The sequence below is a fragment of the Anaerosporobacter mobilis DSM 15930 genome (assembly GCF_900142955.1).
GTDB lineage: Bacteria > Bacillota > Clostridia > Lachnospirales > Lachnospiraceae > Anaerosporobacter > Anaerosporobacter mobilis.
Genome location: NZ_FRCP01000005.1, coordinates 62,642 through 80,017, shown reverse-complemented (window position 1 = coordinate 80,017; position 17,376 = coordinate 62,642). Strand labels below are relative to the sequence as shown.

Genomic DNA, 17,376 nt, shown 5'->3' with positions numbered 1-17,376 from the left:
TTGAGAGCTGTAATAATAGATGATGAAAAAAATGCTGCAATGCAGTTGTATTCATTGATAGAAGATTATGCTGCAATAACTGTTGTTAACATATTCACCGATCCTTGTGAGGGGCTTAGATGGTTAATAAAAGAATCCATAGATTTACTATTCCTTGATATAGACATGCCTAATATTAGTGGAATCTACATAGCAGAATTGCTTGCCGAATTACAACCAGAAATTAAAATTTGTTTTGTCACCGCTTTTGATGATTTTGCAATAAAGGCATTTGAAATTAATGCCCTTGATTATATACTAAAACCCTGTACGAAAGAACGTTTAAATAGTTGTATTGGTAAATTAGCGGGTATTGCAAACAAAAAGAAAGAGCTTGAAGTCGTAAGTGATAGTAGTACTTATGATTTGGATATTATTTGTGGATACGATAACGAGAATATTGTATTGTTGAATTATAGTGATATTTTCTATATCGAAACGGTACAGGGAGGAACCGAGATTCATTGTAAAGATAAAACTTATAAGGGGAATAAAGCTTTGAATTTCTACGAGGATAAATTAAAGAAGAAAGCTTTTTTTAGAACCCATAAATGCTATCTAGTTAATTTATCTAAGGTGGATAAGTTTCGACCAAGAATTAATTATACGTATGATATGTTCTTTCGTGAGAGCAAAGAGATTGTTCCAGTTAGTAGAAACAAAGTGAGGGAGTTAAAAGCAGTTTTTAATACTTTCTAAAGAAAACTGTAAATAAAAATAGAAGGAGGATTTTTGTGGTGAAATTGAATACAGTGAAGGTATCCGATTTAAAGAAAGGAGATATTGTATTATTAGAATGTGAAGAAGGTGATATTATATCACGTGCCATCGCATTACTTACAAAATCAAAGGTGACACATGCAACCGTTAGTCGAGGAATCATGGAGGGACTTGATTTTAATGGTGTGGGGTATATTGCAGAGGAAACACCAAAGTATGCGACTTATAGTACTTTACTTGATCGAACTGAGCGTGTTGCTTATGTAATGCGACTGATTCCGGAAGAAAAGGATATGCAGCCCGTTATGGATATTGTTGACCGATATGTTGAAGCAAAATGGCCTTATGCCTCTTTAGCACAACCATTTCTAGCTATGTATTTTCTCGTTAAAGATATATCTGACACATTTCATCTGTGTCAAATAGGAACGAAACTAATGAAATTAGCAATGGGTACAATGATTGAACTGTTTAATCAGCTTCTTCATGATGGGAAGAATCCGATGATGTGCTCCCAGTTTGCATACCATTGTTATAAAGAGGCTGGTACGCAGTATGAGATACACATGAAAGGCGAACGAAATCCTTCTTTACTAACACAGGTAGTGAAGGAGATTCATGAACGTTATCAGGAGTTTGAGGAAGATTTGAAGGCAGATTCTTTGCAATTTTCATCTGATAACATGAAAGGTAATGTTGCTGATACGGAGGAAATTCTTGAAGAATTGTGTAAGGAACTTCAAAAGAGTGAGGATTTACAGACAGATCATATAACACAAGAGAACGAAGTATATGAACTATCACATGATTTTATTGTTCAAGTTATTCATTTTTGTAAATTATTCAATAAGGTATTTGTTCCGAAAGAAGAGCAAATTGCAACTTCGAAAGCAGACGACAGTTGGTTAGAACAGTTTTCATTGATGCAGGAATATTTTATAGCACCAGAAGATTTGTTGCATAATACCAAAAATCTTACTTGTTTGGGAACGTTGGATTATGAAGGGTATCATATATAGTACATAATGAAATAAAAATAGATATACAAAAATTCCAAGAAATTGTGTAATGGCGAAATGAAAGGCACGTCATAGAACACATTCTCTTGGAATTTTTTTAGTTTTTCTTCACTTGCTAGTATGATAGTAACCGTTTAGCCGAAATATTTGCCTGTTAGCCAGAATTGATAACAATTAAGGAGAAGTACGCTACAATACATAACAACGGAAGAAATATTTACATTTTGTGATAAGGAAGGGAGCGTACGACATTGGAAGAACAGAATGAATTTTTTGAAGTAGCTGGTTTGCTAGGACATGATACGAATCGCCTTATGTTAGGAGAAGAAATCATTACATATATGAGAATTCCCACAATTACACAAGCAGCAAACATATTATCAAGGGCAGATTTGGAACAAAGAGCGAAACGGGCAAATACCTTCTTTGATGCGATTAAGGGACGTGAGCGAATGGGACAGGGTATTCACGACAGAGGAGAAGCAGTTGTTTTTGCATATGGTCAGCCACTAGTGAGTGATACGCATGGACTGAATAGGCATTTTCCCCTTCGAGTGAAAGCAATCTCGGTAAAGGTTAAGCGTATTAAAGCAGGAGAATGCTTGGAGGTTAGCACACGGGGCATGGACTGGGATATTGATCATATGGAAGAATTGTATTGTATTGTAAATATAGATACGTTGATATTAGAACCTGGAGCTTCCCTTATTGTAAGAGGCAATGTTTTCTCTTTGGTATGTCAGCATATTGTAAAACTGGGGACTGATAAAGAGGGAAAATATGATATTGGAATTTTACCAACGCCATATGCCTTCCATTCCGATGGCTCTTCAAATATGGTGGGTGCCGATGGAAAGATTGGAAAGAATGGAAAAGATGCTGACTTTGTTAAAGATGTTGAAACAAAAGCGACTTTCTTTGGACCTTTGTATTATGGAGAGCAGACGAAAGCCCTCTCGGGAGAAAGAGGCGAAGATGGAGAATATGGTCAAAAGGGTGAGGATGGGAAAGCTGGCGGTGCTACAAAACTGGCGGAGATAACAATACGTGATATTGATGCAAAGAAGGGGAATTTATGTATTTTTGCCAAGACTGGAGATGGAGGAAGCGGTGGAAACGGTGGTCATGGCGGGGATGGAGGCAATGGAAGCAATGGACAAAGCGGTTATCAAACTTTGTCGAAATGGATTATGCAAGGGCAGGGAGGAGATGGTGGAAACGGAGGAAATGGAGGAAATGGTGGTCATGGAGGAAACGGTGGAATTGCATCGAACATATATATATCCGTGAATCAGGATCAAATAGACTGTGTTAAGGTCATAGCCGAACAGGGATTTGGCGGACTTTCGGGCAAAGGTGGAATGGGTGGACGCGGTGGTACACCGGGAGAAGGAATCCCAACTGGTAAAAAGGGGCATGATGGTCTAGAAGGAAACTCTGGACGAAGAGGACATAACCGAATGGCACCACCGGTATTTCTAAACGAAGTTAAACTGTCAAGTACAGATTAACCAATATAATTTAAGGAGGATGTATAATGAGTACATTTAAAAAAATTGCGCAGGAGTTCGGGCAGAGTGTGGAAGTTTTACAAAAGAATCAGGAATTGCATTCCTATCAAGAGATTAATGGTATTGATGATTTAAAACGATGGTTTACGAAAAATGGTATGCAGAATACTTCATCGAATGAGGTTTTAATGGACACGATGAGGGTTGAAAAGAACGATGGGAACAAACTTCCAGAAAATGATTTAGTTCAAAAGGGAATGAATTATTTATTTAACAATGGGACTTTGTTAGAGGGGGAGAAAGAAACTTTAAATAATGTAATTCCAAAAAGAATTGAACAAATTTCTATTGCGGACAAAACAATAGAAGAAGGACAAATCTGGGAGCTTGGAACTTCTTCTACACCTGTAGATATTAATATTGGTACATTAACAATGAAAAGTGGTTCTGCAATTCGTGCATATAACACAGCCGTTAATTTAAGAATTGAAAAGCTCATTAAAGAAAATGGTTCTTCAAAGGGGAAGGTTAATTATGACTTTGGTTTCTTTGGCGTTAATGGAACGAAAGGCTCTGTAGGAGCTGCTGGAGGTACCGGTGGAGCGGGTGCACCAGGAAGCAAAGGAGAAGCCTCTTCGCCTGGAATTGCCGGTAAAGGTGGTGGACCTGGTTCAAAGGGCGATAATGGCGGTAAAGGTCATAAAGGTGGAACGGGTCAAGATGGACTGCCTTGTATGCCAGCTACTATTACAATCAAGGATTTGACGAGGGTATCCTCACTTGTTGTCTCTACATGCTCCGGAGCCGGTGGTGATGGTGGTGAAGGTGGAAAAGGTGGCACTGGTGGAGCCGGAGGAAAAGGTGGAGATGGAATAACGACAGGCTGCGAAGGAAATAATGGTGGTCCAGGAGGAATGGGCGGTATTGGCGGTCAAGGAGGAGAAGGAGGAGATGGTGGTAATGCTGTGAATGGTTATGATATTAATATCAATATTCCAGTAACTGAAACATCTTCTAAGATTATTAAGGTTATGGATACGGCACAACCTGGTGCAGGTGGAGTCGGAGGAGCTGGTGGAGCTGGTGGGGCTGGTGGAGCTGGTGGCGATGCAGGCAAGCATTCTGATAGCGGACAATCTGCAGGCAACGGTGCTTCTGGTGACCCAGGAGAAATGGGTAAATCAGGTACCATCAGTGGTTATCCGGGAAATATTTGTGTATCGTTAATCACATTTTAAGTGCTTTTTATCCACCAACATGAGTATGAATAATAAGGTATTTCTTACATAAGTGATTAAGAGAGGGCATTACTGAGAAGGTTTTATATTGAGAGTCTTCATGCCCTCTCGTCTTTTATGTTATAGAGTGGGATATTAAATTATTAGTTTCAGAAAAATAAAATTCGAACTATCCTAGGAGATTATTTCATCAGCAGAGGGAATTTCTCAGGAAAGAGGTTAATTTATTATAGGCAATTGCGAAACAGTTCGTAGTGCGTAAAGGCATATCAATGTGTTTTATGTCTGTCGTTACAGTTTGACGAATTGTGTGTACGTCACATACAATGTCCTTTATTGTATGTGTAAGTTATACAATTCTAGGAAAACTGTAGTAGACAGCCTTAAAACACAGATATGCTTTATGCACGGAGAAGAGTTTCGCAATTACCTAGGTTAATTTATTACACAGAAAGGAATTAAATCTTATGGGAAATAAAGAACAGAATATAGTTCCACGAATATCGCCGTTTCAATATGGCAGCAATTGTGATGGTATGATTAAAGAGAATGTGAATCTTTTTCGAAGTGCTGTTAGTTTTCAACTGCCAATTCTATCATTGTCAGAGAATAATGGTGTAGGGATTTCTATATCAGCAATGTATCAAAGTGATATTAATCGAACCATCACACATAATAATCTAACAAAGCCTACAGGAATTCTTGGACTTGGCTGGCACATGGGTTATGAACGAATTATATGTGAAGAGCAGGGAGAAGATATCTCAACGTTAAAGAAATATGTACTTACAGATGGAATCAATCACTCTGTGTTAAAGCGAACGGATCGTATGTGGAAGCGTGGTATCTTGTCAAAAGAGGTATATGATAAATTATGTGTGTTATCTGATCAATCAGACGAAGAGTTTGTTATGAGAGAAGTATCTGTAGAGATGGGGAAGCAGGAAACCTTATTGGATGAAGAAGCTAAGATACAGGTATTGTGCTCCAATCAATGGTTTGTAAGAGATGATAGGAATCAATGCTCACTATTGCTTTCTTATGTAGAGGGATCTTTGTGTGTGTACGACGGTGGAATTGCTTATGAAAATAGTAATTACGATTTTTCGAGAATATCGTATTACAAAGAATTTGAAAAATGGGTCATTGTAAACTCGGAAGGGATACAAAAGGAGTATGGTGTCAATGCTTTACAATATGGAGTGAGTTATAGAGGCTGGACAGGTAATTCAGCATTGGTTGCTGATTCTAATGGGAATTCTGTTCAACAAGCATATGTAAAAGCTTGGAATCTAGTAAGAGCGATATCTCCTTGGCGTGATGAAACTACGTATTCATATGATATGGTTATGCAGCCTGTTGGCAAAAAAGGATTATCCTATACGAAAGCTTGTTATCTGAAACAGATTAACGATCAAAACGGATACAAGGTAGTTTATGAATATGGGGAGAAAGAGTACAACGAGAATGCAAAAGACGCACCAAGGGAATATGCAGATCCTCACAAACAGGTTCCGGATAATAACGCCGATGCATATCAAACTTGTTATGAAACTCGATATCTTTTAGCAATATCTTGTTACGTGGATGAAGATAATTTACTAAAAAGGATCTCCTTTTCTTACGAATTGAATAATTATCAAAAGAATGCGTATCTAGATGAACCATCCCTTGCGTTTGGAGACTATTATAAAAGACAGTTAACAAAAGTTGAAGTTACGTATTCGGATTTGAATAAACAGGATACCAAAATAACAGAGTTTTATTATAGTAGTAATAAAGATTGTAACCCTGGGGCTTTAAAACAAATTGTATATCCAGAAGGTGCAACTGTATCTTATGACTATGCAAAAACAGAATTGCCTAATTGTAGTAAAAGAGTAATGAATATGAATAGGCCAGTACCAGAGGCTAAACCGAAGGTATGGTTTGGTATGGACTATGTTGTGTGTGCCTGGCTAACGAATAAGGAGTGTCGTATTTCGGTATATACCTGGCTTGGAAGATGGCAAAAATGGAATCTGAAAGAGGAGTTTCGAGATATAGATGGAGAATCTTTAGAGGTTTATGTACAGCAATCATATTTTATTCTGAAGGCTTTGACGAAGAATCAACGGTCTACGGTATATAAAGTATTACATATGAATAGTCACGTGATTGGAGGGTGGATAGAAGAAGATTTGCAAACAATTGCATCTGATAAAGTAGCAATTACTTGTAGCAATAATTTATATGTAATTAATGATAGTCTCTCTCGGTGGTATCAGATGATTAGCTGGAAAGAACGTTCTTTACAGTGGGGAGAGGGAGCAGTAATTTCATACTCTGTAAACAGAAGACAGTATTTTACTTCTAATCAAAACCGTGTTATACATCTGGACTATGATTATGATAGTTCGGCAGACTATAAGAGCAATATGCTATCCCTTTATGGATATGAAGAAATAGGAGGTATAGTTACTCTGGCGAGTACACATGTAGATGATTTGTATTTTCGTGGAGATCAGAAAGAAACCTTGTTTGAATGGAATCTATCGGGCGATCATCTTGCATTCGCTGGTGTAAGCGAACTATTTGACCGAGGATTTCGCTATTGTCTATATCTTTATACCATTACTTTTGACAATAATATATGTAAGATTAGCAAATCTAAAAAAGAAGTACAGACTTGTAGAAAGGGTAGCGTATTTAACGTGGCGCGCAGCGTATGGTCACCGACTATTATAGATAACTCCATGGTGATAATCAATGGCTATCTATATCGCTACAATGGCTGTTCCTGGCTTTTGAATACAAATCTCAGGGAACAGCTAAATCAGGAAGAAACAAGCCAGTCAATCTATGCTTGCGGGAGTGATTGCGTAATAAAAACCGAGCTTACTGATAATCAGGTGCTAGGACAGGTGTTATTCTATATGCCCAATACGAATATTGAAGTTTGGAATGAAGATGCCATTACTATTCAAAAGAAGCAGGGAACTCTAGAAAAAAATCGGTATCAGCCAAGTGCCAATGGGACACTGCTTACCTGGGATAGAATGGTTTTTTCAATTAAAGAAGATGGTACACAGGCACAAAGTATGAAGGCACCCGTCTTTACTCTTCCAGAGCAAACGATTACTACAAGTGTACTGAATGGAAATCCCTGTTTTATGGCGGTTATGCAGAAGAATGGCACACAAAGCGGATATACAACAACTTATGTTTTGGAAGATTCTCATTTTAAATATAAAGAGAATTTACAAGAAGCTTTTCAATATATTGAAAACGAAAATTATGAAGAACTTCAAAGAATGGGAGTTGCAGGTTATGGTTCCTTCTATACCTATTGTTTGGATTCGAATAATGATATTGAGAAAATAAAACTCTATCATTTTAGCGGTGATCGCGTACAAAAGCCTGTAGAAAGCTTTCAGGTTATACGAAGTAAAATCCATGATGGAGTACAAGAAATTGTTTATGAATATGAATATAATAATGAGCAAGCGGTATGCGATCCCTCTGGACAATTTATTAGATACTATCAAAGTCGTGTATACCCTGTTTTAGATGGAAAGCGAAGTAATGGTTATACGCAATATGAGTATTGTAATAGCTTTGCAATGGTTACAGCGGGGGAGAATCCGTCACGTTCCTCGGATATAGACGGCCAGTTAATCTGTACAAAAGTCTACGACAGTAAAGATAATTTGGTTTCTTCACTTTCTTGTACGTATACTTTATCGAATCAAGTATGGAATGTGATATCTAAAAAAATGGAGCAGATATATGGAAGGTATCTTCTTAGGAGTACTACTACACGTGTAATGGATGAAGTGTCAACTACATTGGAATACAGTTTTAACAATTCAAACGGTGGACTTGCCGTAACCAAAAGACCAAATTGCAATGGAGAAGGAAAAGAGGAGTTACATATAGAAAGTCATTCCTATGTCCATGAAGAAGAACCAATATTATATTATAGCAACCGTTTAAAAGAAAAGTGTCGCTTAGCAAAAGAAGTTACCACAGATGATAATAGGGTTGTTATTGAAGAAACTTTGGTGTCTTATCATTCCTATGAGAGAGTGTGTGAAAAAGAAAAATATCAGGTCATAGCAGCAAAGCTTACGAAGGGCCTGGCCGGTGGAACAGATGAAGAGGGAAATGCAGTTTACCGAGTGAAATCGGATATCATTTCAAGAAATAAGTTTGGCGGTATAACCATGCAGGAATCACCTAAAGATAGGTACATATGCAAACTATATGACCGATATGAACAAAATGTTGTGGCAGAATTTGAGATGGCTTCCATAAGGTCTGGGGAAGCTTTCTACTATGGATTTGAAGACTATGAAAAAGAGATTTGTGGCTGGCAGCCAAAGAGTTCTCTACCAATTACTAATGAAATTTCCCATACAGGAACTTGCTGCTTGCAATGGGGAATGGGAAACTCAGTACCATCGATCACACTACGAATTACACCAAAACAAAGGGAGTATTTCTTTGGATTCTGGTGCTATACAAGTAAAAAGCATGGTGATACTCCAAAGATAATACTTACCATCAAAGAGCAAAAAGGGAGCAGGCAGGAAACAATTACTCTTCCTGATGCACTAGAATGGCAATTTTGTGGAAAACAATTTACTTTGGAAGAAGAAGCAGTTGTAACGATTGAGTTTCAGGAATATACAGATGGGGTAATCTATCTTGACAATCTATACTTAAGCATTGCAGCACTGTCTCCAAAATTCTATGTATATGATAAAAGCCGAAGCATGCTGTTACACACCATTACCTCCTACCATCAATGCAGTGACCGGATATATGATGATCAGAAGCAGTTGAGGGCACAAGTAGATAATGAAAGAACTACCATTCAATTGCAGTTACTTAATCAGGTTAATAGTAATCCAAAGAAGATGAACAGTGTTCTATATGCGAAAGCAAGAAAAACGGCTTATTACGAACGTTTCTTTCAGGCTAATGATCTTTCGGCAAGGTGGAGCTATGGAAAGGACTGTGGCTTTTATAGCGAATCAGGTTCACTATATCATACGAAGAACTCGAAAGATTGTCTTTCGTATCGTGGCTTGTCTGAACGGGAAAATTATTTTGCCTATGTAACGGTAAAGGAAGTATCCAGACTAGCAGGAGTACAGATTAGTAAAACTATTTCAATTGAATGGGATGCTAAGAAGTTGCAATGGATTTTATCGGATACAAATACAAATACAGTACTTACGAATTCCAAAATTGGTTTTGCAAAGGAATGGTTTATCTTATGCGGAGAAAGAATACTACTATTGGCTAATCAGGAAATCCTATTTGATTATACAGTATCTTCAAAGGAAGATTGGTGTTTTGGTTTGCTTGCACAGGGAAATGCTTGTTTTACTAATGTGTTCCTAGGAAGTGAACCACAGATAGGACTACAGTATTATGACTTATGTGGTAAGTTCAGACAAGGTATTTGCTTTGAGAATGGACAAATAACAGTAACTGAAATTCTATATGATGGTATGGGACGTGTGATGCTTCATACCAAACCAGCTTCGTTTGAAGATAAAAAGGACGGTACCTGTTTTCAATACAGGGATACTTTTATAACAAGCTTTAATGAGAATAGCGGCATCCTTACTGGTGAGATAGCAACGTATTATGAAGATGATGAGGGATATCCTTATATTCGCCAAAGATATGAGGAGAATCCCACAGGGAGAATTTGTGAAAAAGGTGTGGCAGGAAAAGCATTTTCTATGGTAAACCTCAGTGAAACCACAGAAAATGAACGGAACACAACTAAAATACATTATTCAAATATATCGTCTTATTCCGTGGAAAACGTCATAACTCTTCCGAAAGATAAGTATCGTATGCAGCTAACAATTGATGCGGATAACAAAAAGCAGATAGAAATAACAGATCAGCTTAATAATAAACTAGCAACGATTGCATCGGGAAACAAAAATGAAGAAGATATTGTTACACGATATTTGATTCAGTATGCTACTGATAGTGTGACATACAAACAAATATGTCCAAGTGGTTCTGAGAGGGTGCAGATAAAGAATCTATTAGGTGAGACAATTAGCACGACGGAGATTAATTCAGGAACAACAAGGTTTCTCTATGACAGTAAAGGTAATCTACGCTTTATGCAAGACCAGCAGATGCGTGCAACAGGTGCTTGCAGATATGAGAAATGGGACTGTTTCGGACGTTCAAAGGAAAATGGACTGGTGATGTACTCAGAGGAGTTTGCAAAGTTACAGCAATATGTAGATTTAGCAGACTGGCCTTCAAAAGAGGATGGAGCAATTGTGTTGCAGAAAAAAGATTATGGTTCCTTTGGAAAAGCTCTTGAACAACTTGGAAACCTAACAGGGATACAACAATATAAGGAATCAGGTGAATATGGAAATGGTTGTTCCATAGTATATGACAATCGTAACAGAATAAAATCCTATGAGACTAATATATCGAGTGAAGTGTCAAAACAGGCTTACAGCCAGTCTTACGAATATGATAATCTTGATAATTTAATAAAAAGCAGGTATGCTTCCGGTTATGCCGTTACCTATGATTATGATAGTGTTGGAAGACTGATAGAAATTGCAGATGATAGCAATATAATCTGTCGATATACTTACAATGAAAGAGATTTACTTACTTCCTGTTCTTATGGAACAAAAAGTAAGTTTACGACAAGGTATCAGTATAACAGCGTAGGCTGGATGACTCAGATTAGTAACCCGTATTTTGATGAAAAGTTAGTGTATAACCAATCAGATGCGGTTGGTCCTTTTGATGGCAAGATTAGTTATGTTAGCTATCATCTGAAAGGGATTGAATCGGATGCTGGTACACCAGTTTTTGTTACCTATACATTAACTTATGATTCCTTTGGAAGAATAAAGAAGGCAATCTGTATGAATGAAGAAACAAAAGAAGTAGTAGAGCCTTGGTCAATACATGAAATTCAATATGATAAGAACGGAAATATACAATCGGTAGCAATATCAGAGGAAACTCTTACTTATGAATATGAGGAGTGCAATGACAGAGTAAAGAAAATTAAGGGAGTGGAGGCATTTACTTATAATGAAAACGGTTCTGTAACCTCATCAGAATTTCATCAAATTAAAGAAATACAATATGAAACTGCAACGGGTATGGCACATACGGTTCGTGTGAATCAGGATACAATACGATATCAGTATAATACAAACGGAAAACGTCTGATAAAGCAAACAAATGAGATGGAGAGGTTGTATCTTCGTAATGCAAAGCACAAAACATTAGAGGAAATAGAGAAAAATGAAGCTGGTATATATCATACTGAATATATCTACGGGCCTAATGGATTAGCAGCTTTGAGAAAAGATAACAAACTTCATTATTTGTGTCTGGATCATCTTGGTTCTTCACGTATTTGTGTTGATACAGAAGGAATCATTGAGAATGCTTTTCAATATTCCGTGTTTGGTGACAGAAATGATTTAAAAACGTCTGATGGACAGAAAGATTTACGTTATAGTTATACTGGATATGAGTGGGAAGAGGAATTGGGATTGTATTATGCAGTAAGCCGTTATTATGATCCCGTTCTTAAAAGATTTTTAAGTGTCGATCCGAAACTGGAGTCGTCTTCTCCATATGTTTATTGTAAAAACAATCCATTGCTGTTAAGTGACCCAAACGGTGAAAGCTCTTGGTGGGCCATACTGATTGGAAGTATATTAAGTATAGCTATAGGCATCGTTACCTGCGGTGTGGGTGTCGCTGTCGGAGCAGCAGTGGAAGGTGCCACTGTAGCAGCTTCTACTGCTGCCACAATAGCAGGTATTGCGGCCGGTGCAGCTGTTGGTGCTGTTGGAGGAGCAGTAGCCGAAGTAGTAGGCTCAACCGTAACCGCTGCAATTGATGCGGAGCCAATTACTGCAACCATGCTTTTATCCTCTTTTGCAAGTGGAGTCATTGGTGGAGGAATTACAGGAGGTTTCGGAGGGGCATTTGATGCAGCAAACGGGTTTGCGAAAGAAATAACGAAATCGGTGGTTGGAGCAGCGACAGGAAGTATCGCTGCAGGAACAACTGCCGGAGCTATCAACGGTGAGCTTAATGATCCGGGTACATGGCTTGATATTGGGGTAGGAGCGTTGTTAGACATGGGGGCAAATGCCATATCCACAAGTATCGACGTAAAGCTTAATAATGCGAATCAAAATCCATCAATGGCGGATAAGTTCAAGATAGAAGGTATCAAAACACCTGTGGCTGTTGCAGCTAGTGGAGTAAAAACAACCGAAAGTTTAATCCGAGATACCGAAAGTAATGGTTCAGATTCTACCAATCAAGAATTAATAAATCACAATTCAGTAAATAATACAAATGGAATGCACCTAGCTGTGCCTGTTAAGATGCTAACTTGTTTTCAAGGTGTGTATAATCAAGATGCACTTTCTGGTAAGTATTTTGCTAACACGATAAAGGAGAGTTTGTTTACCTTTTCTAAAGAATAAAGAATAAAAAGACAAAGATATGATTGACAAAATAAAAATCTGATGTTAAACTAATCTAGTGTGCCGCACAGCGAGGTACAAGTTCTGTCTGTACAGACACCAAAGCTGGCGAGTAATGATAATAGGAGGTGCCATATGTACGCAATTATAGCAACAGGTGGTAAACAGTACAAGGTAGCAGAAGGCGATATCATTAACGTAGAAAAGCTTGGAGTAGAAGCTGGATCAACTGTTACATTTGATCAAGTTCTTGTTGTAAGCAACAACGGTTTAACAGTTGGAAACCCTACAGTAGCTAACGCTAGTGTAACAGCAACAGTTGTTAAAGACGGTAAAGCTAAAAAAGTAATCGTTTACAGATATAAGAGAAAATCTGGATATCACAAGAAAAACGGTCATAGACAACAATTTACTCAAGTTAAGATCGAAAAGATCAACGCATAATCGAATAGGAATAAGATATGATAACAGTATCTTTTACTCGTAATGCGAACGGTATTTATAATGGATTCAAAACAAAAGGACATGCAGAGTTTGCAGATAGTGGCTATGACATTATATGTTCAGCTGTTTCGGTTTTAGTTGTAAATACTATTAATTCTATTGAACAATTTACTTCTGATCAGTTTGAGATGAGAGGCGAAGAAGATTCAGATAAAATAGAATTTATCATCTTGTCTGAGGTTAGTAAGGATTCTACCTTATTGCTCAATTCTTTAATTCTTGGATTACAAGGTATTATAGAGAATTATGGACAAGAATATATAGATCTGAAAGTATAAATTACTTCAGTGATGCTATTTCATGAAATAGAGATAATATTTTTGATTTTATACACGATTCAAGGAGGTGTAAGACTATGTTAAAGATGAACCTTCAGTTATTCGCTCATAAAAAGGGTGTTGGTTCTACTAAGAACGGTAGAGATTCAGAATCTAAAAGATTAGGTGCTAAAAGAGCTGACGGACAGTTCGTATTAGCTGGAAATATTCTATATAGACAACGTGGTACTAAAATCCATCCAGGTACAAATGTAGGCCGTGGTGGAGACGATACTTTATTTGCTTTAGTAGACGGTGTTCTTAGATTCGAAAGAAAGGGTAGAGACAAGAAACAAGCTAGTGTATACCCTGTAGAAGCTAAATAATGTAATATATGTAGATGAAGCCCCATTTCTTGATTACATCATAGAATGGGGCTTTATTAAACTGTTTATAAATAGTGTCATATAATAGCATTTCATGAAAAACATGTTTACGATTGAATGAAATGTGTTAAAATATAAATAATAAATAGCAACGCTATTATTTAACAAGTAGTTAAGAAGTCTTTTAGATAAAGAATTTATTTAATTATAGAAAGGATAAGGTAATCAAATGTTTGCAGATAGCGCAGAAATATTTATCCGCTCTGGTAAGGGTGGCGACGGACATGTTAGCTTCCGTAGAGAACTGTATGTTCCAGCCGGTGGACCAGATGGCGGGGATGGCGGTCGCGGCGGAGATTTAATCTTTGAAGTAGATGACGGAATCAATACACTTAATGAGTTTCGTCATATTCGTAAATACTGTGCGGAGGATGGCGAAGCAGGTGGTAAGAGACGTTGTCACGGTGCAGATGGAGAAGATTTAATTGTTAAAGTACCAGAAGGTACGATCGTTAAAGATGCAGAAACAGGTAAAGTTATTACCGATATGTCACATGAGAATCGTCGTGAGGTAATTCTTAAAGGTGGTTCTGGCGGTAAAGGAAATCAACATTATGCAACACCAACTATGCAAGTACCTAAGTATGCACAACCAGGACGTTCTGGTAAGGAGATGCGTGTTACATTAGAGCTTAAGGTAATTGCTGATGTAGGTTTAGTAGGTTTCCCGAATGTTGGTAAATCAACATTCTTATCAAGGGTTACGAATGCAAAACCAAAGATTGCAAACTATCATTTCACTACATTGAATCCAAACCTTGGTGTAGTTGACCTAGAAGGTACAGATGGTTTTGTTATAGCAGATATTCCTGGATTAATTGAGGGAGCATCAGAAGGTATCGGACTTGGACATGAGTTCTTAAAACATATTGAGCGTACGAAAGTGATTATTCACATGGTTGATGCGGCAAGTGTTGAAGGTCGTGATCCACTAGATGATATTAAGAAAATTAATGCGGAATTAGAAGCGTATAATCCAGAATTACTTAAGAAACCACAAGTAATAGCAGCAAATAAAATAGATGTGTTCTATGGTGATGATGAAGAAACAACACTTACTTTATTACGTGAAGAATTTGAACCACAAGGAATTAAAGTATTTCCTATTTCTGCTGTAGCAGGTAAAGGTGTTAAAGAACTTCTTTATTATGTAAAAGGGCAATTAAACAATTTAGCTGCAGAGCCAATTACTTTTGAAAGAGAATACTTCCCAGAGACGATCGATTACTCACAAGAGCCATATACAGTTGATAAAGTTGATGAACATGAATTTCGTGTTGAAGGACCTAGAATTGAAAGAATGCTTGGTTATACTAACCTTGATTCTGAAAAGGGCTTCGAATTCTTCCAGAATTTCTTGAAGACAAATGGTATTCTAGAGCAACTAGAAGAACTAGGAATTGAAGAAGGGGATACTGTGCATATGTATGGATTATCCTTCGATTATTATAAATAAAAAGAACCGTAAGGGCATGTTTACTCTACGTTATGTATGTAAAGTAAGGATAGTGCAAAGAAAGGATACTTTCTTTGTGCGCGGAACCCTTGCATAGAAACTATGATTGTTAAAGAAAGGTATAGAGTATGACAAGCAAAGAAAGAGCGTATTTAAAAGGATTAGCAATGACGATAGACCCTATATATCAAGTAGGTAAAGCAAGTATTACTCCTGAGTTCACTTCGGGTATTAATGAGGCGTTAGAAGCTAGAGAATTAATTAAAATTAGTGTATTAAAAAACTGTATGGACGACCCAAAAGAAATTGCACAAATTCTTTCGGAGAGAACAAAATCAGAGGTGGTTCAAGTTATTGGTAAGAAGATCGTTCTTTACCGTGAATCAAAAGAAAAGAAAAAAATCGAATTACCAAAAGCTAAGAAGCAAAAGTAAGTATCTCGGTGTAGATAGGAGTAAGTATGAAGAAAAAAAAAATTGGTATTATGGGTGGAACTTTCAATCCGATTCATATAGGGCATCTTATATTGGGACAGACCGCCCTAGAACAATTCCAATTGGATAAAGTATTATTCATGCCTACAAAGAATCCACCGCATAAGAGCTGTAATCATATTCTTGATGATGCAGTGCGTGCAGAGATGGTTGGTATAGCAATAAAAGATAATCCCAATTTTGAATTATCTACTTTTGAGATGGATAGAGAGGGGATAACTTACACAGCCGATACTTTGTTCCAATTGACGAAACAAAATCCAGATGAAGAATATTACTTTATTGTTGGAGCAGATTCGTTATTCTATATAGATAGATGGAAAGATCCGGGTACGATTTTCAAGTTATCCAAACTTTTGGCTGCGGTTCGGGGTCAGAAATCGAATAAAGAGATGCTTCAAAAAATCGCAGAACTTAATGAAACATTTCATGCTTCCGTTGATCTGTTGAACTCGCCGAATATTGATATCTCATCTACGGAGATAAGAGAACGTGCTAAGAATGGTATGGATATTCAATACTATGTAACGCCTAATGTGGCGAAGTATATTCAAAAAAACAATCTGTATAGATAAATCTTAGTTGGAATGAGGAATGTGTAATGGAATATGACTTATTAGAATTACAAGATGCGATACGAAAAGTTTTAATGCCGAAAAGATATCTACATTCGTTAGGTGTTCAGTATACCTGCGCCGCGCTTTCGATGCGCTATGAATGTGATATTATGAAGGCTCAAGTAGCAGGAATTCTACATGATGTAGCGAAATGTTATGATAACAGTGAACAAATACGTCGTTGTGAAAAGTACAATATTCCAATCTCTGATGTAGAGAGGGAACAATCGTATCTGCTACATGCAAAACTTGGTGCATATTATGCAAAGTCCAAATATGGCGTAGAGGATGAAGAAATACTACAAGCAATTGCCTTCCATACAACTGGGAAACCAGAAATGACTACTCTTGAGAAAATTGTTTTTCTTTCTGACTATATGGAGCCATCAAGGAGAATGATTCCTGGACTTACACAAATCAGAAAACTTGCATTTGAAGATCTAGATTTAGCAGTATATACAACGCTTCATAATACACTTAATTACTTAAAATCAAATGGTCAAATCATTGACAATACCACGAATGAAGCATATGAATATTATAGGGGTATTGTTGGTAATAAATAACTAGA

General features: G+C 37.2%; 12 protein-coding genes. All 12 read left to right on the top strand.

What is annotated here, in order from left to right; genetic code table 11:
• The 12 genes from BUB90_RS00285 to yqeK all read left to right on the top strand — a co-directional run bounded on the left by BUB90_RS00285 (window position 1) and on the right by yqeK (window position 17,371).
• On the top strand, window positions 1–738 hold the full coding sequence (locus BUB90_RS00285; RefSeq protein ID WP_073281573.1) for a LytR/AlgR family response regulator transcription factor: 738 nt from the start codon (window positions 1–3) through the stop codon (window positions 736–738).
• A 35-nt stretch (window positions 739–773) separates the two neighbouring features.
• Complete coding sequence (locus tag BUB90_RS00280) at window positions 774–1,778, top strand: hypothetical protein (RefSeq protein ID WP_073281571.1); 1,005 nt, start codon at window positions 774–776, stop codon at window positions 1,776–1,778.
• Between the two features lie 251 nt (window positions 1,779–2,029).
• A complete protein-coding gene (locus BUB90_RS23360) occupies window positions 2,030–3,289 on the top strand; it encodes a hypothetical protein (protein WP_073281570.1) in 1,260 nt (419 codons plus the stop codon).
• 26 nt (window positions 3,290–3,315) lie between these two features.
• Entirely contained in the window at window positions 3,316–4,527 is a 1,212-nt protein-coding gene (locus BUB90_RS00270; protein WP_073281568.1) for a hypothetical protein, read from the top strand.
• Between the two features lie 467 nt (window positions 4,528–4,994).
• Window positions 4,995–13,031 (top strand): RHS repeat domain-containing protein, encoded by an 8,037-nt coding sequence (locus tag BUB90_RS00265; protein WP_073281566.1) that lies wholly within the window; start codon window positions 4,995–4,997, stop codon window positions 13,029–13,031.
• Window positions 13,032–13,166: 135 nt separating this feature from the next.
• Window positions 13,167–13,475 carry a 50S ribosomal protein L21 gene (gene rplU, locus BUB90_RS00260; protein WP_073281564.1) on the top strand — a complete coding sequence of 103 codons (309 nt, stop codon included), beginning with the start codon at window positions 13,167–13,169 and terminating at the stop codon, window positions 13,473–13,475.
• A gap of 17 nt (window positions 13,476–13,492) precedes the next feature.
• A complete protein-coding gene (locus BUB90_RS00255; RefSeq protein ID WP_073281562.1) occupies window positions 13,493–13,813 on the top strand; it encodes a ribosomal-processing cysteine protease Prp in 321 nt (106 codons plus the stop codon).
• A gap of 77 nt (window positions 13,814–13,890) precedes the next feature.
• A complete protein-coding gene (rpmA, locus tag BUB90_RS00250) occupies window positions 13,891–14,178 on the top strand; it encodes a 50S ribosomal protein L27 (protein ID WP_073281559.1) in 288 nt (95 codons plus the stop codon).
• Between the two features lie 229 nt (window positions 14,179–14,407).
• The gene (gene obgE, locus BUB90_RS00245) at window positions 14,408–15,694 is read left to right on the top strand and encodes a GTPase ObgE (RefSeq protein ID WP_073281557.1); all 1,287 of its coding nucleotides are present in this window, start codon (window positions 14,408–14,410) and stop codon (window positions 15,692–15,694) included.
• A gap of 128 nt (window positions 15,695–15,822) precedes the next feature.
• Window positions 15,823–16,128 carry a ribosome assembly RNA-binding protein YhbY gene (yhbY, locus tag BUB90_RS00240; protein WP_073281555.1) on the top strand — a complete coding sequence of 102 codons (306 nt, stop codon included), beginning with the start codon at window positions 15,823–15,825 and terminating at the stop codon, window positions 16,126–16,128.
• 26 nt (window positions 16,129–16,154) lie between these two features.
• Window positions 16,155–16,763 (top strand): nicotinate-nucleotide adenylyltransferase, encoded by a 609-nt coding sequence (nadD, locus tag BUB90_RS00235; RefSeq protein ID WP_073281552.1) that lies wholly within the window; start codon window positions 16,155–16,157, stop codon window positions 16,761–16,763.
• A 26-nt stretch (window positions 16,764–16,789) separates the two neighbouring features.
• Window positions 16,790–17,371, top strand: coding sequence for a bis(5'-nucleosyl)-tetraphosphatase (symmetrical) YqeK (gene yqeK, locus BUB90_RS00230; protein ID WP_073281550.1), 582 nt, complete (start codon window positions 16,790–16,792; stop codon window positions 17,369–17,371).
• The last annotated feature ends 5 nt before the right edge of the window (window positions 17,372–17,376 follow it).